Origin of the sequence: Granulicella cerasi, assembly GCF_025685575.1 — a bacterium.
Lineage (GTDB): Bacteria > Acidobacteriota > Terriglobia > Terriglobales > Acidobacteriaceae > Granulicella > Granulicella cerasi.
Genome location: NZ_JAGSYD010000001.1, coordinates 930,184 through 953,538 on the forward strand (window position 1 = coordinate 930,184; position 23,355 = coordinate 953,538).

Annotated in this window: 15 protein-coding genes; 7 read left to right on the forward strand and 8 right to left on the reverse strand. The window is 60.4% G+C overall.

Going from position 1 to position 23,355, the window contains the following annotated elements; genetic code table 11:
- Positions 1 to 10 precede the first annotated feature (10 nt).
- Positions 11 to 799 (forward strand): urease accessory protein UreG, encoded by a 789-nt coding sequence (gene ureG, locus OHL11_RS03865; protein WP_317890617.1) that lies wholly within the window; start codon positions 11 to 13, stop codon positions 797 to 799.
- A gap of 1 nt (position 800) precedes the next feature.
- On the opposite strand, the gene OHL11_RS03870 is transcribed toward ureG, so the two are convergent.
- Positions 801 to 2,393: an ABC transporter substrate-binding protein gene (locus OHL11_RS03870; protein ID WP_263370156.1), complete on the reverse strand. Its 1,593-nt coding sequence runs from the start codon at positions 2,391 to 2,393 to the stop codon at positions 801 to 803.
- A gap of 101 nt (positions 2,394 to 2,494) precedes the next feature.
- On the opposite strand from OHL11_RS03870, the gene OHL11_RS03875 reads away from it, so the two are divergent.
- A complete protein-coding gene (locus OHL11_RS03875; RefSeq protein WP_263370157.1) occupies positions 2,495 to 3,553 on the forward strand; it encodes a HoxN/HupN/NixA family nickel/cobalt transporter in 1,059 nt (352 codons plus the stop codon).
- A 65-nt stretch (positions 3,554 to 3,618) separates the two neighbouring features.
- Here the strand turns inward: OHL11_RS03875 and OHL11_RS03880 are convergent, their stop codons facing one another.
- Entirely contained in the window at positions 3,619 to 5,292 is a 1,674-nt protein-coding gene (locus tag OHL11_RS03880) for a DHA2 family efflux MFS transporter permease subunit (RefSeq protein WP_263370158.1), read from the reverse strand.
- Positions 5,293 to 5,444: 152 nt separating this feature from the next.
- Here OHL11_RS03880 and OHL11_RS03885 point away from each other — a divergent pair, with 152 nt between their 5' ends.
- Positions 5,445 to 6,071: a TetR/AcrR family transcriptional regulator gene (locus OHL11_RS03885; RefSeq protein ID WP_263370159.1), complete on the forward strand. Its 627-nt coding sequence runs from the start codon at positions 5,445 to 5,447 to the stop codon at positions 6,069 to 6,071.
- 43 nt (positions 6,072 to 6,114) lie between these two features.
- Here the strand turns inward: OHL11_RS03885 and OHL11_RS03890 are convergent, their stop codons facing one another.
- Positions 6,115 to 8,340 (reverse strand): DPP IV N-terminal domain-containing protein, encoded by a 2,226-nt coding sequence (locus OHL11_RS03890; RefSeq protein ID WP_263370160.1) that lies wholly within the window; start codon positions 8,338 to 8,340, stop codon positions 6,115 to 6,117.
- 148 nt (positions 8,341 to 8,488) lie between these two features.
- On the opposite strand from OHL11_RS03890, the gene OHL11_RS03895 reads away from it, so the two are divergent.
- Complete coding sequence (locus OHL11_RS03895) at positions 8,489 to 12,058, forward strand: TonB-dependent receptor (protein ID WP_263370161.1); 3,570 nt, start codon at positions 8,489 to 8,491, stop codon at positions 12,056 to 12,058.
- Positions 12,059 to 12,143: 85 nt separating this feature from the next.
- Positions 12,144 to 13,568: a glycoside hydrolase family 30 protein gene (locus OHL11_RS03900; RefSeq protein ID WP_263370162.1), complete on the forward strand. Its 1,425-nt coding sequence runs from the start codon at positions 12,144 to 12,146 to the stop codon at positions 13,566 to 13,568.
- 54 nt (positions 13,569 to 13,622) lie between these two features.
- Here OHL11_RS03900 and OHL11_RS03905 read toward each other — a convergent pair whose 3' ends face one another.
- The 5 genes from OHL11_RS03905 to OHL11_RS03925 are packed head-to-tail and all read right to left on the reverse strand — an operon-like array spanning position 13,623 to position 20,216.
- Entirely contained in the window at positions 13,623 to 15,407 is a 1,785-nt protein-coding gene (locus OHL11_RS03905; RefSeq protein ID WP_263370163.1) for a glycoside hydrolase family 13 protein, read from the reverse strand.
- A 36-nt stretch (positions 15,408 to 15,443) separates the two neighbouring features.
- Complete coding sequence (locus OHL11_RS03910; RefSeq protein ID WP_263370164.1) at positions 15,444 to 16,484, reverse strand: family 43 glycosylhydrolase; 1,041 nt, start codon at positions 16,482 to 16,484, stop codon at positions 15,444 to 15,446.
- A gap of 5 nt (positions 16,485 to 16,489) precedes the next feature.
- A complete protein-coding gene (locus OHL11_RS03915; RefSeq protein WP_263370165.1) occupies positions 16,490 to 18,379 on the reverse strand; it encodes an FAD-dependent oxidoreductase in 1,890 nt (629 codons plus the stop codon).
- 26 nt (positions 18,380 to 18,405) lie between these two features.
- Positions 18,406 to 19,101: an SGNH/GDSL hydrolase family protein gene (locus OHL11_RS03920; protein ID WP_263370166.1), complete on the reverse strand. Its 696-nt coding sequence runs from the start codon at positions 19,099 to 19,101 to the stop codon at positions 18,406 to 18,408.
- Positions 19,101 to 20,216 carry a serine hydrolase domain-containing protein gene (locus OHL11_RS03925; RefSeq protein WP_263370167.1) on the reverse strand — a complete coding sequence of 372 codons (1,116 nt, stop codon included), beginning with the start codon at positions 20,214 to 20,216 and terminating at the stop codon, positions 19,101 to 19,103. The genes OHL11_RS03920 and OHL11_RS03925 overlap by 1 nt, the downstream gene beginning before the upstream one ends.
- Before the next feature lie 284 nt (positions 20,217 to 20,500).
- Here OHL11_RS03925 and OHL11_RS03930 point away from each other — a divergent pair, with 284 nt between their 5' ends.
- The gene (locus OHL11_RS03930; protein ID WP_263370168.1) at positions 20,501 to 21,739 is read left to right on the forward strand and encodes an SGNH/GDSL hydrolase family protein; all 1,239 of its coding nucleotides are present in this window, start codon (positions 20,501 to 20,503) and stop codon (positions 21,737 to 21,739) included.
- Between the two features lie 177 nt (positions 21,740 to 21,916).
- Positions 21,917 to 23,230, forward strand: coding sequence for a hypothetical protein (locus OHL11_RS03935; protein WP_263370169.1), 1,314 nt, complete (start codon positions 21,917 to 21,919; stop codon positions 23,228 to 23,230).
- The last annotated feature ends 125 nt before the right edge of the window (positions 23,231 to 23,355 follow it).

Below are 23,355 nucleotides of genomic sequence, written 5' to 3' on the forward strand. Positions count from 1 at the left end.
AGAAAAGCGCATGAGCACTTCGCAGCAAAGAGCATTTCGCATCGGCGTCGCCGGGCCTGTGGGCTCCGGCAAGACCGCGCTGGTTGACGCGCTGAGCCGCCGTCTGCGCGACGAAATCAATCTCGCCGTCGTCACCAACGATATCTACACGATGGAGGATGCGCAGTTCCTCATGCGCCAGGGCACGCTGGATGTCTCGCGCATTCGCGGCGTAGAGACGGGTGGTTGCCCGCACGCAGCGATCCGCGAAGATGCCTCGATGAACCTCGAAGCGATTGAGGATCTCGAGCGCGAGCATGCTGGGCTTGAACTGATCCTTGTCGAGAGCGGTGGCGACAACCTCTCGGCTGCGTTCAGCCCTGAGCTCGTCGATGAGTGGATCTATGTGATCGATGTAGCAGGTGGCGACAAGGTGCCGCGCAAAGGTGGGCCTGGTGTCACGCGCTCGTCGCTGCTGGTGATCAACAAGATCGACCTCGCCGAGATGGTCGGCTCGTCGCTTGAAGTGATGGACCGCGACTCGCGCAAGATGCGCGGCGAGCGTCCGTTTTTGTTTACGGACCTCAAGAGCGGTAAGGGCTTGAGCAACGTCGTTGCGTGGATCAAAGAGCAGCTCGCAAGTCCTGAGCGTCGTGAACTCGGCACTGTCGAGATGCCCGGAGGGCTTACGCTCGGCGGCCATAGCCACTCGCACGGCTCGCTCACCGAGTGGGACAGCCTGCACACGCACTTCGATGGCACGACGCATGAACACACGCTGCGCTATGGCAGTGTGGCGAAGCCTGAAGGTGAAAAGTAACTTAGCGCCTGGGCTGTATCGACATCACGTCGAGCAACTCATCGCGTCGCGCATGAAAGACAACGCGCGGGCCATACGCATAGAAGTCCGGTTGGAAATACAGAAAGATCCAGGGGGCCTCGTCACGGAACACCTGCTGCATGTGGTTGATGATCGCGGTTTCCTGCGCGGGGTCGCGCACGCCTTCGAGCGCGTGCAGGTCCTCACGCCAGGCCTTGCTGTCCCACTCGCCGGTGTTGGTGTTCGCAAGCTTGGTGGGGAAGAGCGAGAGGTCAAAGAGCGGACTCCACAACGCGCCGCCGTTGCCGGAAAGGAAGAGTTCTCCGACCTCGTGCTGTCGTGCACGCGGAGCGAAGACGCTATTGAAGTCCATCGCCTCAACGGTGGTCGCGACACCGACGTCGCCGAGATATTGCGCGACGGCCTGCGCTACGTTCACGTCCTCGAGATAGCGCGAACGCGGCCCTTGCAGCGTGAGATGAAAGCGCACACCATCCGTCTTGCGCGGATACCCCGCAGCGTCGAGCAGATGCTCGGCCTTGTCGGGATCGTAGGGGTACGCTGCAACGCTCGTGTGCTCCTTCTGCACGGGGCTTGCCATTCGCTCACACGGATGCTGCAGCAATTGTGCGCAGAGTGTCGGCACATCGACGGCGTACTCCAGAGCCTGTCGCACAGCCTTCTTCTGGATAGCCGCACCACCTTCCGTCTGCGAGAACTTCGGCGACAGGTTGAACCCGACGAAGATGCGTCGCGTGCCGTTTACGGCTTGCACCTTCGCGCTGCCCGACGTGTTGATAGCTGCCACCTGGTCCGGCGGAACATTGGAGATCACATCGAGATTGCCTGCAAGCAATTCAGCAACACGCGTGCTTGCTTCGGGAATGATGCGGAACACCACGCGCGCAAACGGCGCCTTCACCAGCGTGTACTGCGGGTTGCGCTCCAGCACGATGCGGTCGTCGCGTGCCCACTCCACCATGCGATAGGGGCCTGTCGCGTATGCGTGCGAGGCCGCAGCCGCAGGAGCAAGATGTTCGTAGTCTTTGCGGCAGAGCATGTACGCCTGCGACAACATGCCCGGCACTTGCGAAGAGTAGGCTCGTACGCGGACCGTTGCATCGCTGTCGTTGTTCGCCCATGCCTTCTCAAAACCGATTGCGGAGTACACGAACGCAGGCAGATTGCCGTAGAAGCCATTGCTGTGGTCGGCCGCGCGGTTCAGCGTGTAGACCACGTCCTGCGCGGTGAATCGCGAGCCGTCGCCGCAGTGAAGATCGTTGCGAAGATGAAAAGTAATCTCATTGCCCGCATCGTTCCACGTGTAGCTCGAAGCCATCGAAGGAACGACCTGACCCTCTGCGGTGATCGTCAGCAGCCTGCCCCACAGCAAGTTCGCGATGTTCACCGACGAGGCGGAGTTCAGGTTGTCGGGCTCCATCGACTCCATGTCCGACGACTGCGCAACGACCAGCGTATCGGCCTTGGCCGTAGCAGCATGGTGTGCATGACGTGTGCGAACGATGACCCAAAGTACAAGCAGAAAGAGAAGCGTCAGAGCCACAGCGGCCTTCCGCAAAATGCGTCGATACATGGCAGCAGTCCTGATTCTATGCGGGGATCCGCTGAGTCGAGCATAGCAATGCTTTCGCTCGAGTGCGGAGTCAGTGAACCAACCTACAAGGAAATTTTGCGATGAAGATTTTCTCTTTGCGCGCATCATGGCGAAGCTTGCGTTCGCGCGGCCTCGTGCTTTGTATCGGGCTACTCCTCTTCAACATCGTCGCGTGGCTCTGGGCGCTCGCGGTGTTTCATGGGCATCCTGTATTGCTCGGCACGGCGTTTCTCGCGTACAGCTTTGGCCTGCGCCATGCCGTTGACGCGGACCACATTGCAGCCATCGACAACGTGACGCGCAAGCTGATGCAGCAAGGCCAGCAACCCGTTACGGTAGGGCTGCTCTTCTCGCTCGGCCACTCGACCATCGTGGTCATCGGTTCGGTGCTTATGGCTTCGGGCACACTGTTGCTGCAGCATCGGCTCGCAGCCTTTCGCGATGTCGGGAGCATCATTGGTACGTGTGTGTCAGTGGCTTTTCTCTTCGGAATCGCGGTGCTCAACCTCGGCGTTTTCCGTTCGGTGTACGCGTCGTTTACGCGCGTACGCAAGGGAGCACCGTATATCGAAGTAGATGCCGATGCGCTGCTGGCAAACGGTGGTTTGCTTTCCCGCTTGCTGCGTCCGGTCTTCGGCATGGTGCAACAAAGCTGGCACATGTATCCACTCGGCGTGCTCTTTGGCCTGGGCTTTGATACAGCCACGGAGATTGGCCTGCTCAGCATCTCGGCCACAGAGGCATCGCGCGGTGTGTCACTGCATGCGACGCTGGTGTTTCCTGTGTTGTTCGCCGCAGGTATGTCTCTCGTGGACACCGCTGATAACCTGCTGATGATTGGCGCCTATGGATGGGCGTTCGTGAAGCCTGTGCGCAAGCTCTACTACAACATGACGCTGACGCTGGTCTCCGTCGTGGTGGCGTTTGCGATTGGTGGCGTTGAAGCTGCAGGGCTGCTTGCGGATCAGTTCCATCTGCGTGGCTCCCTGTGGGACCTCACTCGCTCGCTCAACGACAACCTTGGCAGATTGGGCTACGGCATCATTGCGTTCTTCGTGCTGAGCTGGCTGCTCTCTGCGTTGATCTATCGCTGGAACGGATTCGACGATCTCAATCCCGCAGACGCTTCGCCGGAGTAGACGCGCAAAGCAAACGCCTCTGCATCGGAAGATGCAGAGGCGTTCGTTGGTGAGCGCTGTAAGAACTAGTGTGCGTCCAGAGTGATTTTTCCCACGATCTTCGGTGGCCGCTTTAGCAGCAAGACTAGCGGTAGCAGCGCGATGAGGAGGTAGGCAAACAGCCTGAACTGGTCCATGTACGCCAGCAAAGCCGCCTGCGTCTGCACCTGGTGATACAGCATTGCGAGCCCGGCGTAGTGCTGATCGGATGGACTTCCCAGCGTGGCCGAACCAGTCGCGCGAACGGTGGCCGCAGCAAGTCCGTTCGACGCTGTAATCTGCGCACCCAGATAAGTCTGGTGCACCTGCGTCATGCGTTGCAGGAAGGTACTGGAGAGCGCAATGCCAATCGAACCGCCTTCGTTACGCACCAGCGCATAGATGCCAGCGGCGTTGCTCGTCTGATCTGCAGGAAGGAAGCGGAACATGATCGTCGATAGCGGCACCGTGGTCATGCCGAGGCCCATCACCTGGATGATGCGCGGGAAGATCAGGCTTGCTTCGCCTACGCCGAGGTTCATCATGGACGCCCAGTAAGTGCCGACGGTCATCGTGACGATGCCCACGGCGATCATGCGGCGTGCGTCGTTTCCGCGGCTCAGCAGCCAGCCGACGAGCGGCACCTCGAGCATCGTGACGAGGCCTGCAGGCGACACCGCAATGCCGGCCGTCGTCGCGTCATAGCCCATCAGTTCCTGCATGTACTGCGGCAGCAGGAAGGTGGTTGCGTACAGCGACGTGTACATGCCCAACACGATGATGCAGCAGAAGAGGAAGTTGCGTTCACCCAGCAGGCGCAGGTTCACCACCGGGTTCTTGACGCGAAGCTCCCAGATGATGGCACCGACGATCGCGAAGACGGCGATGATCGCTGTCCACGTGATGAACGTGCTGCCGAGCCAGTCGAGTTCCTGTCCGCGGTCGAGCACGATTTCTGTTGCTGCAAGGCCGAGCGAAACGAGGCCAAGGCCGATCGCGTCGATCTTCAGAGGATGCTTTTTCAGCAGCGCGCGCGCTTTGACGAGATGCGGCGGGTCCTGCAGCACCATGCGCGTGAAGAATGCGCAGAGCACGCCGACCGGGATGTTGATGTAAAAGATCCAACGCCACGAGTAGTTATCAGTGATCCAGCCACCAAGCGTGGGGCCAAGCACTGGAGCGCAGAGGATCGCGACCGTGTAGACGGCCATCGCCATGCCGCGCTTTTCGCCGGGGAAGGCGTCGGCAAGAATGGCCTGCACGGAAGGCTGCAAGCCGCCGCCGCTCAGTCCCTGCAGCACGCGGAAGATGACCAGCGCGCCGAGTGTCGGAGCCAGACCGCAGGCGGCCGAAAACACAGTGAAGAGCACCACGGAGATCAGATAAAAGTTCTTGCGACCGACCACGCTGGAGATCCAGCCGCTGATCGGAAGAATGATCGCATTGGCGACGAGGTAGCTCGTCAGCACCCAGGTGCTTTCGTCCTGCGACGCCGAAAGGCTGCCTGCGATGTGCGGCAGCGCGACGTTTGCGATGGAGGTATCGAGCACCTCCATGAAGGTACCCATCGTGACCACCAGTGCGATGATCCACGGATTGAATACACGCGGCCCCGGCGCGGCTGCGGTTTCGAGCGGCACTCCGGGCTCGAACTCTGGCGCGCTCGGCGCGAGAGAATCCTCTGCGCGTTCTGCGGCCTCTTCTAAAGTGGCGTGACTCACCCACCGACTCCCAAAAATAGAAATAGCGTTCCGTCGTCAAAATGACCGAGGAGTCATAAAATGACTATACAGTCATTCGATGCGGTGAAATCCCGTAGGACTCAAGCGTTTCAACAGCGGATTCACCCAAATCGCTGTGGTATTTTGGGTTCGTGCCCGCTGTCACGAAAACTTCACGCACATCGTCTCGCCTGCGTTTGCGGCGTCGTCGTGAGCGCGCTGACCTCCGGCGATCCGAGATCATCACCGCAGCGCTGACGGTTTTCGCAAAACATGGATTCGCGAACACTCGCGCCGAAGATGTGGCAGAGCAGGCTGGCATCGCCAAAGGCACACTCTACCTTTACTTCGACTCTAAGGAAGCCATCTATGAGGCCGCCCTGGAGTACGCGATGACGCAACTGCGCGAGCTTGTCTCCGAGCGTTTGCAGAGCGCGACGACGGCTGCAGAGCGCATGCGAGTCTTTGTCGGAACGCGTATGGAGTTCTGGAGCGCGCAGGGCGAGCTGTACCAGATGATCATGACGGTCGGCCGCGAGAAGCACCAGAAGAAGCGTACGGCGAAGATCATCCGCGAGAGCGTCGACCAGATCAACCTGCTGTTGCGTGAAGGCATTGAGCGCGGGGAGCTGCGCGAGCGTCCTGTGGAGATGGTCGGCTGGGCCGTGATGGACCTCATCCGAGGCATGAATGAACGCCGCGTCGATGGCGCTCAACCCACGACGATCGCGCAGGACGCAGAGTTCATCACGGGTATCGCTCTTAGTTACTTCCGCTGATTTTCGAAGCGTGTGTTCTCGAAGAGCGCGCGCCACTCTGGATCTAGTGTGCGCGGCGTTGCACGAGCGTGATGTGACGTCCCACGTTGCTCTCGCGCGTCAGCAGAACAGTCTTCCCATCATGCGAAACCGTGAGTCCTTGAAAGGGAGGCGGCGTCAACGAAAGCACGGCGAAGGTATGAGACTTCGCTTCTTGCGGATCATAGATACGAATCTCTGAGGGCGTGGTCGAGGTGTCCAGATAGAAGATGCCGTGCGGCGTCACCTGCCAGTAGCCCCAGTATCCTGCCGCAGGCTGCGGCTGGACCATCGACTCTCCGCTGCCGTCCAACGCAACGCGCCAAAGGCCCGCGGCCTCGGCGTGCGTGTAGTAGAGATACTTGCCGTCGGCAGACTCCTGCGCGGCCATGCCATCCGTCGATGTCACCGGTTGGGGCGTGCCGCCGTTGCTTGAGACCTTCCACACCTGCCACCGGCCGCCGCGATTTGAGCGGAAGTAAACGGTCTGGTCGTCGTTGGACCAGCGCGGAATGATGTCGTTCACCGCACCGAAGGTCAGTTGCTTCGGTGCTCCTCCGCTCGCGGGAATCGAGAAGATATGCGAATGGCCATCGGGGCGTGAGTCGTAGAGGATCCTGTCCCCGCGATGCGACCAGGATGGGCTGCCGGTAACGGGCCCTTGCGACATTGTGAGCTGGCGTAGCTGCACGCCATCGGCGGAGGAAACCCAGATCTCCTGGTTGCCAGAGCGTCGCGACTGGAAGGCGAAGGCGTGGTCGTCCGGTGCCATCGTTGGCGCGGAGTCCTCCTGCGTGGAGGAGAGAATGCTGTTCTCGGGGCTGTGGCCGTCCTCGCCCATGTGGACACGGTCGGTATTCCAGATGGCGGCACCCTGCGAATACGCAAGCTGGCCGGGCAGAGGGCCTACCGCTGGCTGGGTCGCATCTTCTGAGCCGACCGGCATCCGTACCGGCTGCTCACCGTTCAGCTTGATGCGCCAGAGCGAAGATTTGCCCGCGCGGTTGGAGGCGAAGACGATGTGCGAGCTGTCGCGCTCCCAGGCAAAGCCTTCGATGTTCATCCGGTCGTGCGTCAGCGGATGGAGCACACCGTCCACAAGGGTGATCCAGTAGAGATCGCGGACAGCCGTTTCGGTGGCGCGGGTAAAGGCGACCTTCTTGCCGTCGGGAGAGTACTGCGGGCTTAGGTCGCCTTCAGCGCCATCCGGTGGATTAGTAATGACCTGTGCGCGGAGCGTCGCGAGATCGAGCTGATAGATGGACGCACTCGCTTCGTTACCTACATGGTCGGAGAAGAGCAGAAACTTGCCGTCGGGCGACCATGAGAGCCCACCCTGCTCCCAGGAGCTGGTCTCCTGAGGAATGTAGACCTTCCTCGGGGCGGCATTCGGCTGATTGGTCGCAGCTATATAAATGCCGAGGCCCGCGTCCGATCGCCCGAAGTAGGCGATCTCTTTCCCGTCAGGGGACCAGACGGGGCTGAACTGCTGGATGCCATCGTTGTTCAGGCTGCGCTTGGACTCTTGTCCTATGTTTTTCAGATAGATCCGCCGGCTGGCGATGTTCGTGTTTACCTGAACATAGGCGATCGTCTTGCCGCTCGGCGAGAAGGCCGGCTGAAGCTGCTCTCCTGCGTCGCCGGTGAGCGCCGTGGTTTCGAGCGATGCAGCATCGAGGGTACGGGTCTTCATGTACCAGATGGTGCCGCCGATAGCGCAAAGCACGAGAGCCAAGGTTGTAGCTGCTGCTGCCAGCAGGAAGGTCGAACGGGTACGACGCTCTTCGAGGACCGCAAGCGGAAGCGTCTCTACAAGAGGAGGCGCTTCGAGGATTTGGATCTGAGGTGCCGTCGGCTCGATCGCGGGCGGGAGATACTCGACGGCCTCTCCGAGCGCAGGGACCTCTTCGGCTTCTTCGAGGGCGAAGCTGACGGGAGCCACCAGACGGTAGCCGACCTTGGGGATGGTCTGAATATAGTGCGGGTCCTGCGGTGCATCTTCCACCACTCGACGGAGGATGGAGATGCACCGAGTCAACGCATCGTCGCTGACGAAGGTGTTCGGCCAGACGGTGGCGACCAGCTCTTCTTTCGTGAAGACCTTGCCTTGCCGCTGGGCCAAAGTGACGAGCACTTTCATCACCTTCGGCTCGATGTGATGTTCCTGATGATCGCGAATCAGGGTGTTCGCGGTAGGGTCGACCGTCCAGTCTCCGACCTGGAACGGCGTATTCCCTTCGTTCGGCTTCACGTGTAACCCCTTCACAGAAAAGAACTTCTCGGGCGACCTAACGCCATCAGAAAACCATCAGAACAAGATCGGTCGAGCCATCGGGACTATCATGCAACGCCGTTCCTATAGTTTACGACGCTTCAGGAACACCCTTTTGGAGGTCATCTTGTTTACGAACAAGGCAGGACAGAAACACGCAGTGAAGAGGCCGCTGGCATGGGGACGTACCCGTGACATCGCCTCGGACATCTTCTCTTTACGCGCCGCCGCACCGATCGTGTTCGCCATGGCGGCCGCGTCCGCGGGCGCACAGGTCACCTCAGGCTCCATCTTCGGTACGGTTCAGGACTCCACAGGAGCTGTGATCCCCGGCGCCAAGATTGTAGCGTCTGCGCCGAGCATCGGCGCGAGCCGCACAGTGACGTCGTCGGGTAACGGCACGTTTTCGATTCCGAACCTGCCGCCGGGGTCGTACACGCTGACGATCACGGCGAAGGGCTTCAGCTCGCTGGTGAAGGATGGCGTGATTCTGAACCCGGCCGATCACCTGAGCGCAGGTACGCTGGCGCTGCAGGTCGGATCCGAATCGGCCTCGGTCACCGTCAGTGCTGACACTGGCCAGTTGCAGATCCAGGCGAACTCGGGCGAGCGCTCCGACCTGATTACGGGCAAGCAGTTGAATGACATCGCGCTGAATGGACGCAATGTGCTGGACATCCTTCGCGTGATCCCGGGCGTTTCCGGCACCGGCACCTTCGGTGCGTCGAGCACCGGCGGCCTGGACACGTATAGCGTGAACGGCACGCGCACGAACCAGCACCAGTTCACCATGGACGGCGCCTCAAACGTGGACACCGGCAACAACGGCGGCACGCAGGTGACGTTGAACACCGACGCCATCGCGGAGGTGAAGGTGCTGACCTCGAACTTCCAGGCGGAGTTCGGCAAGGCCGGCGGTGGATCCATTGCGGTCACTTCGCGCGGCGGCACCAACGACTTCCATGGCAACGCTCACTTCTTCCATCGCAATGAAGGCCTGAACGCCAACGATTGGGTGAGCGACCATAACGGCACCTCAAAGCCGCTGTATCGCTACAACACCTTCGGCTACCAGGTGGGCGGACCGATCAAGAAGGACAAGCTGTATTTCTTCTTCTCGAACGAGTTCTACCGCCAGTTGATTCCTGCGGGTCTGGTGCAGTACCGCACGCCGACGGCGCTTGAGCGCACGGGCGACTTTTCGCGGAGCGTGGACAGCGGCGGAAACGCGCTGCAGATTGTGAACCCGGCAACGGGTACGGCGTTTGTGAATAACACGATCACCGCCGCGCAGATGACCGCGGCGGAGACGGCGGCGTTTGCGCAGACGCAGCGGATCCTGGCGCTCTTCCCGCTGCCGAACGTGGCGAACAACAATTCCTACAACCGTCAGGACCCGCAGTCCGATCAGCATCCGCGAACGGAGTACGTGGGCCGTGTGGACTACCAGATCACGCCGAACGAACGCCTGTTCGCGCGCTACATCAACAACCAGGACACGCAGACCGGGCCTGTCGGAACCTTTGGCCTGATCTGCAATGGCACGCTGATCATCCCGGGCGGATGCACCGACAAGCAGCCGGGCTGGAACCTTTCCGTGGACCTCACCAGCACGCTTTCGCCGCGAGTGCTGAACGAAGTAAGCATCGGGCCGAGCGTCTACAAGTCGCAGATCACGGGCAACAACGGCAACCTCTCGCGTCAGTCCAACAATATCGATCTGCCGCTGCTGTATCCGGTCGCGGCCGATAGCTCGATTCCGGACATCTCCTTTACGGGCAACGGCGCGAGCTATCCGGGATCGTACTTCGGTGCCACGCCGTGGCACCAGGCTTCGACGACGATCGACGCCAACGATAACCTGACCTGGAGCCTGCACAGCCACACGCTGAAGTTTGGCGTGTTCTACCAGCGCGCGCGCAAGGACCAGATTGCGTGGGGCAATGCGAACGGCCAGTACAGCTTCAGCAACTGCTCGACGTCGGCGCCGGGTTGCGTAGCGGGTGCGAGCTCGGCGCAGGGTTCGCCGATCGCCAGCGCGCTTCTCGGTTATTTCACTAGCTTCGATCAGTCGAGCGCACGTCCTACGGGATACTTCCGCTACAACCAGGTGGAGTTCTACGCGCAGGACACGTGGCAGGTAACGCCGCGCTTCACGCTCGACTACGGTGTGCGCTTCGTCTACATTCCGCCGCAGTATGACGCGCACAACCAGATTGCGTTGTTCACGCCGTCGGCATACCGCGCGGCGGATGCGGTGACGATCGATACGAGCGGCAACATCGTTCCAGGCACGGGCAATCCGCTGAACGGCATGACCTACTCCAATAACGGCACGCTGCCGAAGGGCGGATGGAACGGCCAGGGCATTATGCCGGAGCCTCGCGTGGGCTTTGCGTGGGACTTCTACGGCGACCACAAGGGCGTGATCCGTGGCGGCTTCGGCACGTCGCATGATCGCTCGCAGGGCAATCTGGTATTCAACACCGTCTTCGGGAACCCGGCGGTGGTGACGACGCCGAGCATCTCCAACAACACCTTCGCGGGCATCAGCTCGTCGGCGGTAAACGCGAGCACCGGTGTGCTGAGCGGCATCTACGGTGCCGATCGCAGCGGACAGGTGCCGGTGACGTACAGCTACTCGCTGGGCGTACAGCGTGAGGTGGGCGGTGGCGTCAGCCTGGATGTCGCGTATGTGGGCAACGTCGGTCGCCACCAGGTGACGGCGCGCGACCTGAACACGATTCCCTACGGCACTACGTTCACACGTGCCGCACAGAACCCTGCCAACTTCGCCGGCGGCGTAGTGCCGACGGTCGAACCGAACCTTCCGCCGGAGTATGCGGCCGCAGGTTACAGCTTCAGCGGTCAGTATGCCTATCAGCAGAACTACCTGTCGCCGTACAAGGGCTATGGGCAGATGGAGTACTACAAGTTCGACGGTACTTCGAGCTACAACTCGCTGCAGGCTTCGGTGCTGAAGCGCTACAGCCGTTCGCTTACCTTCGGCGGCTTCTATACGTGGTCGAAGACGCTGACGACTTCGAGCTCGGATGAGAGCTTCGTCGATCCGTTCAACCCGCGCAAGTACAGCTATGGCGTGGCATCCTATGACCGCCGCAGCGTGGCTGCGATCAACTACGTGTACAGCCTGCCGAACTTCTCGCAGCTCTTTCATGCTGCGCGCTGGATGGGCGTGATCACCGACGGCTTCCAGCTTTCGGGACTCGCGAGCATGCAGAGCGGTGCGCCGGTGATCAATGCGCTGTGGTATCCGGCCAACCAGTTGACCGGCGGCTCGCAGTGGAGCAAGATTCCGCCGGCGTTCGTCGGCGTGGACTCGCTCGGTAACCTCATCAAGCCGACGATCGGCTACCCGACACTGGCGGCCCGTGGCAGCCTGCGTCAGGGTGGGCTTGTGACGTGGGACCAGTCCATCTTCAAGAACTTCAACTTCGGCAAGGAGTCGAAGGGCCGCTATCTGCAGATTCGTGGCGAGTTCTTCAACATCCTGAACCACCCCAACATCGCGGCTCGCGACTACAACGCGAACGTGACGCTGCCTTCGTACAACGGAACGTACACGCCGTTGTCGGTGAGCAAGGACTCGAACTGGGGCCAGCCCACCAGCGCGTTCAGCAACCTGGGACCTGGCGGACCACGCGTCATCCAGCTTGCTGGGAAGCTGTACTTCTAAGTTGCCTCCAGGCAAATCGCTGGGCATCCGGAGCCTCGGGTGTCCAGCGTCTTTTTCTCTTCATCTTTTGAGCAACGAGGTCCCCTTGATACGTCGCGTTGTCGCATTCTCTACTCTTGCCGTGCTCACCTGCTGTGCAGCGTCGCCAGCGCAGGAAGTCCGCTCTTACAAGACCTCCTCAGATCTCAGCATGAAGCTGCAACCGCAGCCGCTCCAACATTTCTCCAGCGCGTCGCGTGCTGATGCGGCCGCCAGCAAAGAACTCACAATCACCGTTGATCCGAAGCAGCGCTTTCAGACGATCGACGGCTTCGGCGGTTCGATCACCGATGGCACTTCGTGGTTGGTCGAAGCGAAGATTCCTGCCGAGTTACGCGAGCAAGTGATGCAGGCGCTCTTCAGTCGCGAGCATGGCATCGCGCTCAGCTTTCTGCGTCAGCCGCTAGGTGCATCCGATCTCTCTCGCGCGGCTTCTACCTTCGACGACATGCCCGCCGGGCAGCAGGACCCTGATCTGAAGCACTTCTCCATCGCGCTCGATCAGCAATACACCATCCCGATGCTGAAGGAGGCGTTGAAGATCAATCCTGCGATCACCCTGATGGCCACGCCGTGGAGCCCGCCTGCATGGATGAAGGCGAACGGCTCGCTGAGCGGTGGAACGCTGCGCGACGACTCCTACGCCGTCTTCGCAAAGTACGTCACGAAGTCGCTGCTCGACTATAAAGCGGCGGGCATCGACTTCAAGTACATGACGATTCAGAACGAGCCGCTCTACAGCACGAAGGATTATCCGGGCATGTTCGTGCCGGATAAGACCGCTGTGACGTTGGTGGGGAAGTTCGTCGGGCCTGAAATGCGCAATGCAGGCTTGTCGACGGAGGTCCTGGCCTACGACCACAACTGGGACCATCCCGAGTATCCGCTGCATCTGTTAGAAGATCCTGATGCTGCTAAGTATGTCGCGGGTTCAGCGATGCATTGCTATGGTGGCGATGTTGCCGCACAAGACGGCATCCATGATGCTTTCCCTGCGAAGGGCATCTGGTTGACCGAATGCTCCGGTGGCACATGGGACAAGCAGCCCGCGCTGATGAAGACCTCGCATCTGCTGATTGAATCCACGCGCCATTGGGCGAAGGCTGTGTCGTTGTGGGGGATGGTGCTTGATTCCGATCGCGGGCCACACTCTGGCGGCTGCGGCACATGTCGTGGTCTGGTCACGTTGGACCTGCATGGCAACACACCGCAGGCAAGCTACACCGGCGACTACTATGCTCTTGGCCACGCCAGTAAATTCCTGATGCCAGGAGCCGTGCGCATCGCCTCGGACTCCTTCGGCGAGTCCAGCCTGCAGACGGTAGCGTTCCAGAATACAGATCAAAGCATCGTGCTTCTCGTGCTGAACAACAGCAGTGATGCGAAGAGTTTTCGTGTTCGCGCCAACGGCAAAGAACTCAAGCTCAAGCTCGAACCGACGACACTCGCAACGTACATGTGGAAGCCCTGACGTTTGGCGACGTAGGCCGACGCGTCTACGTCGCCGACCTGCGAAACTGGTGCATTAAGGGATTTCGGCTACCATCGTCCCGAAGGGTTGCAGGGTGATCTCGGTGGCGTCTTGCTTTGCGCCCAACGAGCTTCCTTCCACGAGAAGTGGAGTCGCTTTGCGCGGCATGATTCTCGCAGCGGATAGATCAAGATGCACAGTCTGGGGCACAGCGCTCATGTTGAGTGAGACAACGATGGCGCGTTTGCCGAGTACGCGCATATAGCTCAGCACGCTCTCGTTCGTTACATCGAGCAGCAACATTGAGCCGTGCCGCATGACCGGATCTGACGAGCGCAGCTTGAGCAGTGTGCGATTCCAGGTGAGCAACGAGTGCGGATCGGCGAGTTCGCTTTGCACGTTGATGCTCTTGTATGTGGGTTCGACGGGGAGCCACGTGTTGGGATTCGTGCTGAAGCCTGCTTGTGGTCCTGGCGTCCACTGCATCGGCGTGCGTTCGCCGTCGCGACCTTTCTCTTTCGGCCAGCCGGTGATGCCGATAGGGTCGCGCACATCCCCTTTTCGTGTGGGTGTTTGCGTGGTCATGCCGAGCTCTGCGCCGTAGTAGGTCATGGCTGTTGCAGGGGTGGTGTAGAGGACGGTGGAGAGAATACGAGCGATCTGTGGATCGTGCTTGCCGTCGCCGAAGCGGTTCCACGAGCGCGGGTTATCGTGGTTATCGAAGACGAGCAGCGATTGGGCGTTACGCAGCACAGTCTGCTCCTCGGTCAGCACTGTGCGGAAGTGCGTAGCGTCGAGGTGGTTCGCGTTCTTGCTGTTGAAGCCGAGGCGCATATCCATCGGCAACTGGAGTTCATTGAGCTTATCGCCGCCGTACCAAGCGAGCATGGCCTGGGCATTGGGCAGGTAAGTTTCGCCAATGAGGACGCGGTCTCCGGGGTAGGAGTCGACGATGGCTCGCATCTTGCGCATGACATCGTGCACCTCAGGCAGATTGTTGGTGTAGATGTCGCGAAGGTTCGGGTCGCCCTGCGCGTTGATGCCGCCGCGCTCCGGTTCGTTACGCAGCTGGGTGTCCTCGAAAAGTGTAGGCACGGCGTCGAGACGGAAGCCCGCTACGCCGCGATCGAGCCAGAAGCGGATAACGTCGTACATCGCTTTTTCGACAGCTGGATTGCGCCAGTTGAGGTCCGGTTGTTGCTTGTAGAACTTGTGATAGTAGAACTGCTGTCGCGCGGGCACCCACTCCCACGCAGAGCCGCCGAAGCCGGACTTCCAGTTGTTGGGCGGCACGACGGGGCCGTGGTTGCTTTGCTGCACCCAGCGCTTCTGATAAGCACCGACGTTGGGGCCATCCGCTGGCACGCCATCGTTCCACACATACCAATCTGCCTTGGGGTTCGTGCGCGAGCTGGCCGATTCGAGGAACCACTTGTGTTTATCAGAGGTGTGGTTGAGTACGAAGTCGAGCACCACGCGGATGTGGTGCTGCCTGGCCGATGCCATCATCTCGTCGAAGTCGGCCATGGTGCCGTACTCCGGTGCAACGGCCACGTAGTCGGAGATGTCATAGCCGAAGTCAACCTGCGGTGAGGGGTACATGGGGGCAATCCAGATGGTGTCGACGCCGAGCTGGTTCAGGTAGCCCATGTGTGCGGTGATGCCGTTGAGGTCGCCGAGGCCGTCGCCGTTCGTGTCGCCGAAGCTGCGCGGGTAAATCTCGTAGATGGCGGCGTGCTTCCACCATGGATCTTTGGCGGGCGTCGTTTGCGCGTGCATCGCGAGCGCGGCGCAGAGCGTGGAAGCGAGGAGAGCGATGCCGGTGGCGGTACGTTTCATGAAATACCTTCTAGCTTGCGTGGATCTCTGGAGAAATTAACGAGGGCCGTCGTGAAAGATCGAGGTGGACGTGGGCGCGATGGTCGCCGCCCCAGTGCGCGTGTCAATGCTCCAAGGCTGTGGCGCGGGCAGCTTCATCTTGCCATCGCGGAGTTGCAGCGGCATCCAGAGGTAGCGCGAGTCGGGGAGGTCCTTCTCGTTCCATCGATCTCCGGCGTAAACGATCGTCTCGCTCTTGCCGGTGCCCACGGTGATGAGGCCTGCGGATTGCGAGCCATAGGTGTTGGTCTCTGGCGGGGCGATGTTCTGGAAGCTGCTCCACGGGCCTGCGAGGCTGGATGCCGTCGCGTACACGTTCGGATTAGGCGACCAGTCGGAGAGGTGCGAGCCGACGAAGTAGTAGAGCCCATCATGTCGAACGATGGAGCCAGCTTCGAGCGGCGTAGGAATGAAGGCGACTTCGCGCTCGACGTTCAGGTAGTCGTCAGAGAGTTTCGCGATGTAGAAGCCGCCGGTCGGACGTGATTCGAAGATGAGGTAGGCTGTGCCATCGTTGTCGACGAACTGCCCGATGTCGCGGCTCTCTTTACCGAGCGGGCGAAAACTGCGCACATAGCTGTACTCTCCATCCACGGCGTCGCTGGTAACTACAGCAACGCGCGCGTAGTTGTAGTGACCACCTTCGCCTCCAGGCGCGTCAAGGTGCAGGTACATTACAAAGCGCTTCGTTTTCGCGTTATAGAAGACCTTCGGGCGCTCGACGACGAAGTGCGGGCCGAGATGTTCGGGGTCAGCAAGCGCAAGCACCTGGCGGCGGAAGCTCCAGTGCACGAGATCTGTTGAGGAGTAGCAGGCTACGTAGCGTCTGGCCCGATCATTCTCTGGCGAGCGGTCTTCGCCGAACCAGTAGAAGGTGTCGCCGAGATGGAGGAAGCTGCCTCCGTGGGCCTGTATCGGCTTGCCGCGATCGTCGAGCCATACCTCTCCGGGGCGGATGACATTGGTCTGCGCATGGGCGCAAGCAAGCAGTGTGCTGAACGCAAGAACGAGGGAGGCGGCGATGTGGCGAGTCTGCAAGAGTGTTACTCCGAGAAGGCGTAAAGGATCTGAGCGGCCCGAATGCGGGTGAGGGGCTGGTTTCCAAAAGTGAATGCTGGTTTGCTGGTGATAAGGTGGGCTCTCTTGGCGGCTTCGAGAAACTGTTCGGCGGTGGTGATCGCCCCTGACTGTAATGTGAGGTGGGGGAAAGCCTGGGTGAGCATCTGATGAGCTTGCTCCGGCGTTACGATTTCGTCCGGCAGGAAATTGCCTCGGTTCGCTTCCATCCAATGATGGACGAGCGCAAACTGCGCGGCCTGCCATGCAGGGGAACCATGTGGCATGTCCTTGAGATCGTCATAAGCGAGCGTTGAGCCGTTCGCCAGCAGGCTGCGCTGCACCTCTTCCACGCGTACATAGCGAGGCTGCATATTCTCTTTGCTTGCGATTGCGGCAAGCGTGCCCACAGCTTGCCCCGTCAGCATGACGATGGGCTGCAGGCGTGTAGAACCGTTCACAAAGCGGCTTTGCGAGATGTTTTTCTCTGCCGCGAGCAGGCCATCGACCTTGAGTGGAATCAGGCTTTCGATAGGAATCTGAAACGGGCCCGCCGGATGATCGATCTCCGGGCGGTCAGCCTCGTGTTCGAGATCATGCTCGAGCGTGGGTTCCTGGAAGCAGCCGTGAAGATCCGGGCGATAGTCGTTGGTGGCGATGGAGCTGGTGAAAGATACTGCGGCGCGCGGGTTTGCGGTCGTGCGGAGGATCTCTCCTCCGGTCAACGTGTGTTCGCCGATGAGGCGTCGGCTCTCGCGAACATACGGCTCCTGTGGCATGTTGCGCTCGATCGCGCGGAATTCTTCGGGAATGTTGGCGCAGTGATGTTGCTGGTTGTAGGCAGTGTCGTAACCCTCGTCGTTGGCCACGGACCAGAGCGATTCGCCGAGGTCATGCTGTATGTAGTAGAGGTTCTGCAGTGTCTTCAGCTTTGCTTCGCAGACCGTCTTCTCGCGTTGCTTAGCGGTGAAGTCTTTGGCACGCATCGGCAGGTCGTTGAACCAGTTGATCTCCGTCTTGGTGATCTGTTCCGGCATGGTGGCGTCGTAGTTCTGCGGGTTGGAAGAGTCGGGCAGGCCGCGATACGCGTTGTGGCGGACGAAGTCCACCGGGGCTTGATACTCCTTGCCAACGGGCGCGCCAGCGTAGAGGCTCTTGGAGAAGATGTCCTTGTTGTAGCCGGGCGGAGGGTTCTTCATCTGCAGTCCGGGAGGAACGCCGTTGGGATATTTCTTAATGATCGCCACCCAGGTGAGCCCTTGCACGCAGGCCGCAGGATCGAGCTTGTCGCTCTTCGCATTCGCCAGACGGTACGCGGCGGGCGTGAGCGGAAGTACATCGCCAAACTCCGTAGCGTCGACCAGAATATGCGATTGCAGCGTGAGGCCTGTATCGGTGATGGCTCCCGTAACGGTGTTGCCGTTGCTCAAGACTTTCGTGACGTGCGCATGGAGGTAGACATCGAGCGTCTGTCCGCCTTTGTGAGCGTCGCCGATCATCTCGTAGAGCACTGCTTGCACTGCGGAAGGCTCGCCGCAATGATGCGACTTGCGGTAGTAGCAGGTGCCGATAGATTTGCCGAGCTTGTCGTAATGCGCCTTCAGGCGACCGAGGAACTCCGCGTAGATGCCGGAGTCCACTTCGAGCGGCCCGCCTTCGTCCATGGATGAAACACCGGCTGCGCCCATCTGCCCGCCGAGGTAGTCGGTCTCTTCGATCAGAGCCACCTTTGCGCCGAGGCGTGCAGCCTGCACGGCTGCAGCGGTTCCTCCCGCGCCGCCACCGACGATGACGACGTCATAGCGCTTGGTTTCCGCCGCGTGTAGCGCAAGGGCCGGACACACGATCGCGGCGAAGAGAAGTCGACGGAAGAGCATAGTTCTCCTGCAACTGAATCGGGCGTCTACTGCGCGTGGAGCAGGGAGGCAGCGATGTAGTCGCCCTGTAGGATCTGCATGGCTTTGTCGTAGTGCGCGTGGTCAACACGATGCGCATCGGCGTCGTGGCTCACGGTGAAGCTGTAGAGATCGATGATGGAAACGCCTTTGTCGCCGAGTACCGTCTGCGCGATCTTGTTGTACTGCTGCACGTCGGCGTTGTAGCGGAAGAAGCCCATGCCCGGCTTATTGTGCCTGGCGTCGTTGATGGGCGTGGTGTTGATCCAGATGAGCTTTGCGTGATGCTCGCGCGCCAACGAGTCGATGTCGGCAAGGTTCTGCGCGTACTTCTCCGGCGTGATGACGATCTCGTTGGTCTTCGGGTTGCGCTTGATGTCGTGCAGGCCCGCGTTCACCAGCAGGATGTCAGGGTGAAAGTTCGGATCGGCGTACTTCTGCTTCAAGTAGCCGAGCACCATGCGTGAGTCGCCGCCGTTCGAGCCTCCGGGAATATCGAGGCTGGGTGTCTCTGGACCGTTCTTCCGTTCGAACTTGTAGTGCCCCTGCAGATCTTTGCTCAACTCGTAGGTGTACTGCATGGAGATGCTGTCGCCGATCAGATAAAGGGATGGCAGCTGCTTGCCACGCTTGGGTTCCTGCGCGCGCAGTGTGGAGACAAAGAAGCAACATGCCAGAGCGATCATCAAGAGGCGTCGTGTCATTACGGGGTATTGCCTTTCGTGCCGAGGGTTGAGGTTGTTGTCGAGAGCTTCAGCCACGTGTCATGCAGCAGGCCGACCATGCGATCGCCGTCTTTGCTCAACCACGGGCCCTGCTGCTGCACCATGAAGACGGTGATGAGGTCATGTTGCGTATCGAGGCGCATCTCCGTCTTGTATGCGCCGGGATGGCCGACGCCGTCGGAGCGAATGTAGAGTCCGAGGCCGTAGCGCGCAGGATTGCCGGAACCATCGGTTGCCGTAGGCGCTGCCTGATTCGCGAACATCGTCGCCACGGCAGAGTCGCTCAGCAATCGACGTCCCTGGTACACGCCATGGCCGAGCAACATCTGGCAGAAGTGCGCCACGTCTGTAGCCGTGGAGAAGAGCCCGCCGGCTGGCATCGGGTACCGCTTGCTGTGGTCGCTGAAGGGTGGCGTGAGCTGATCGTTCGTTGCGGGGTCATTGGTGCGGCTCGCTTGGTCGGCGCGGTAGGTCGTAGCGAGGCGCGCAAGCTGCTTCCCGCTGGGCCAGAAGGTAGTGTCGGTCATTCCGAGAGGATCGAAGATTCGCTGCTGCAGGAAGAGTTCGTAGGGCTTCCCGGTGATCACCTCGAGTACTCGCGCCGCGGTGCTGAAACCTTCATTGGAGTAGAGGAAGCTGGTGCCCGGTTGGCAGCGAAGCGGCTCGAAGGCGAACTCGGCTACGGCCACCTTGAGCGGGCGCTGGTCGAGCTTGCCGTGCGCCCGCTCCCAGGAGGAAGAGAACGGAAGACATGAGGTGCTGCTCAGCACCTCGCGCAGCAGAATGGGGTGGATCGCCGGGACGAGCTTGCCGCCCACTAAAACCTGTTGGCCGCGAAACTCTGGCAGATACTTCTCGACGGGATCATTCAGGCTCAGCTTGCCATCGTCGACAAGCATCGTGACGGCGGCCGCAGTGAAGGCCTTCGTCATGGAGGCGATCCAAAACTCATCGGAGGTCGTCATCGCCTGGTGCTGCGCCACGTCTCGGCTGCCAAAAGCTTCGAGGTCGAGAATGCGTTCTTGGTCGGCGGTAAGGATGACCGCCCCGGTAAGGATGCCCTTATCGAGAAACGGCTGGAGGACCGCGGTCATCGGCGTTTGGGGTACGACAGAGGATTGAACTTGAGCGATCAAGCCGGGCCTCGAAAGGAAGCCCGTGGTGGTGAAGACAACCGCCGTTATCGCTGTGTGAAGCTGCTTCCTGATCACTCGACTCCCTGCGCATTGCCGCTCGGCGTATTCCTTTGCCTGCGGCGACTGTCGGTAATACTCTGCCGCGCAGAGTTGCCGCTGGCAACCGCTTAGCGGATAAGTCCACGATAAGACCGGGCTGTATCGCGTCGGCAAGTGATAGAAACGCTTTGAGGAGACCTTCGTTGCGCCCTTCCATGACCGTTACTCGCGCCGTTCGCTCTATGGCTCTCTCTGCTTCCTTCGCTCTGCCCTCAGTGCTCTGGGCGGGCGCGCCCAAGCCGCAAGCAGCTCCAGCGCATTGGGTGGCGAGCTGGACAGCATCGGCGATGACGGTAGAGAACAAGCACACACTCGAGGCTGACAGCACCGTCCGCAACGTAGTGCATTTGTCGGTGGGCGGTGCTGCATTCCGGGTGATCCTGACCAACGAGTATGGCGTGGAGCCGCTGGTGATCGGCGGAGCGAGCGCAGCGCTTTCAGCCGGAGCGGATGCGATCCTGCCGGCGAACTCGCACCCGCTCTTGTTTCACGGAAAGCCTTCTCTCGTGATCCCCGCAGGAGCGGTCATGGTAAGCGATCCCATAGAGATGTCGGTGAAGCCGTTCGCCGATGTGGCCATCAGCCTCTTCGTGCCGGGACAAAAGCTGCATACGCTCACCGGGCACAGCATCAGCCTTACAGCCAACTTCGAAGCACCCGGCAACCAGATCGACGCGCCGAGTCTGAGCCAGGCGACGAAGGTGCGTCCGTGGCGGTTTGTCCGCGCGGTGGACGTGCTGGCCGCAGCTGACGCAGCTACGATCGTGGCCTTCGGCGACTCCATCAGCGAAGGCTTTTCGAGCGCAGAAGGCATGAACCACCGCTGGCCGAATCGACTGGCCGAGCGGCTCGCCGCGCGGCCTGAGACCGCGCGTTTTGCCGTTGCGGATGAAGCCATTAGCGGCAATCGCGTGCTGCACGACGATACCGGCCCGGCGGCGCTGCGCCGTTTCGACGCGGACGTGCTGGCCGTCAGCGGGTTGAAGTACTTGATCATCCTCGAGAGCATCAACGACATCGGACACATGACGTCGCACCCGGAGAGCACGGAGCGGCCGGTGACGGCGGAAGACTTGATCAACGGGCTGAACCAGATGATCGAGCGCGCTCACGCGCACGGCATCAGGGTCTACGGCGCAACTCTCACGCCGTTTGAGGGCGTTCACTCCTACAGCGCGTCGGGCGAGGCCATCCGCCAGCAGATCAACGAGTTCATTCGTCACGGCGGACGCTTTGATGATGTGATCGATTTCGACAAACTCGTCGCCGATCCGTCACACCCCACCCGCATCCTTCCGGAATGGGACAAGGACCACATCCACCCCAACGACGCGGGCTACATGAAGATGGGCGATGCGGTTGAGTTGAAGCTGTTCCGCTGAAGTGCACCAAAGGTTAACGATAAGAGCCCAGATAAGAGCTGTAACCGCATTTGAAAAGAGTGGTTTGCTGGAGCTGCCGAAAGTGCGGAATCTCGGAAATACGCCCGGCAAAAGCCGGTATGGACGGTTCTGCCCCTCTGCTCATATGATGGTGCACCTCCGAGAGGTCGCCATATTATGCAAGCGCAGATAGAAGTGGGCGGTTGGGTGCCCACCACGAAGAGCGATAAGGATGCGGTGCGGGAAGAGCTCGAGCGTCTGCTCGCTCACCCCTATTTCAGCCAAAGCAAGCGCTACCCTCAATTTCTGCGGCATGTGGTGGGGCACACGCTGGCGGGCGACGACTCGGTCGTGAAAGAGAGGGTTCTCGGCATCGAGATTTTCGGGCGCACTCCGGATTACGACACCGGCACGGATCCAGTAGTGCGCGTCACCGCGACGGAGATCCGCAAGCGCCTCATCCTTTATTACCAACAGCCCGAGCATCAGCAAGGTATTCGGATCATTCTTCCTGCGGGTTCTTATTCTCCGCGGTTTCAGCTTCCAGATGAAGTGCATGACGCGAAGCCCGATAATGCTGTACCCATCGAAGAGCCCGCCGAAGCGATGCACGAGGAGGCGCCGCTTCTACTGACCGTCGCAGCCGAAGAGCCTGTAGCGGAACAGCCAGCAGGGGCAGTTGCGGAGCCAGCAGCATCTGCAACCGCCCGTCGCTTTCCGCACTGGTGGATGATCGCAGCCTGCGCTCTGGTGCTCCTGGTCGGTGCGGCTTATGCTGTTCGGCGAGGAATGCAACCGCCGCCGCAGCAAGGTTTCTGGGCGCCGATGATGGGTTCAACCGACCCGGTCTTGATTTGTATTCCGGACCAGATGAACGATTCGCAGTTAGTGCTTTGGGATGCGTCGAACCCGAAGAAGCCGACTACTGTGCCGGTACGCCGGTCAGAGGTGGCGATGACGGATCTGCCGCCGCTGTTGAACATCGTAGCGGCGCTCGATCAGCATAAGCGGCCGTTTCACATCAAAGGCTCGGCGGTCACGGGATTGGACGACCTTCGCCAATCTGACGCCATTCTGATCGGTTCCTTCAATAACCCGTGGACACTGCGCTTCACGCAGACCCTTCGTTTCCACTTTGCCAACGACGCGGATGTGAAGCGGCTGAGGATCGAGGATCGCGAGCACCCTGAGAGTGCGGCCTGGACGCGCGATACCTCGAGGCTCTATCAGGACACGTATTACGAGGATTACTCCATTCTTGCGCGCTTCCTCAACCCGGACACGGGTCGCTATGTGGTGATGGTGGCGGGACTCGGTCACGGCGCGACGCTCGCGACCGGTGCATTTCTCGCGTCCGATGAAGACACGGCAGCGCTGATGCGCCTTGCGCCTGCAGGTTGGAAGGGACAAGGGATGGAGGCCGTGCTGAAGACCTCAGTCGCAGGTGATGAAGCAGGCGCACCGCATGTTGTCGCTACCTATTTCTGGTAGTTCAGCGAGCCCAGGAATTCCCAGAGAACGACCGCAGCTGAGAGTGCGTGTTTATCAGGCTCTTATCATGCGTTGTAAAAATGCCGAAAAGTCGCGCTATTGAGGCATTCGCGCAGCTTTAGCGT

Bases quoted from the DNA above. Each gene is read 5' to 3' on its own strand.
- ureG (WP_317890617.1), top strand. From the start codon at position 11: ATGAGCACTTCGCAGCAAAGAGCATTTCGCATCGGCGTCGCCGGGCCT.
- OHL11_RS03870 (WP_263370156.1), bottom strand. From the start codon at position 2,393: ATGTATCGACGCATTTTGCGGAAGGCCGCTGTGGCTCTGACGCTTCTC.
- OHL11_RS03875 (WP_263370157.1), top strand. From the start codon at position 2,495: ATGAAGATTTTCTCTTTGCGCGCATCATGGCGAAGCTTGCGTTCGCGC.
- OHL11_RS03905 (WP_263370163.1), bottom strand. From the start codon at position 15,407: ATGAAACGTACCGCCACCGGCATCGCTCTCCTCGCTTCCACGCTCTGC.
- OHL11_RS03915 (WP_263370165.1), bottom strand. From the start codon at position 18,379: ATGCTCTTCCGTCGACTTCTCTTCGCCGCGATCGTGTGTCCGGCCCTT.
- OHL11_RS03920 (WP_263370166.1), bottom strand. From the start codon at position 19,101: ATGACACGACGCCTCTTGATGATCGCTCTGGCATGTTGCTTCTTTGTC.
- OHL11_RS03925 (WP_263370167.1), bottom strand. From the start codon at position 20,216: ATGACCGCGGTCCTCCAGCCGTTTCTCGATAAGGGCATCCTTACCGGG.
- OHL11_RS03935 (WP_263370169.1), top strand. From the start codon at position 21,917: ATGCAAGCGCAGATAGAAGTGGGCGGTTGGGTGCCCACCACGAAGAGC.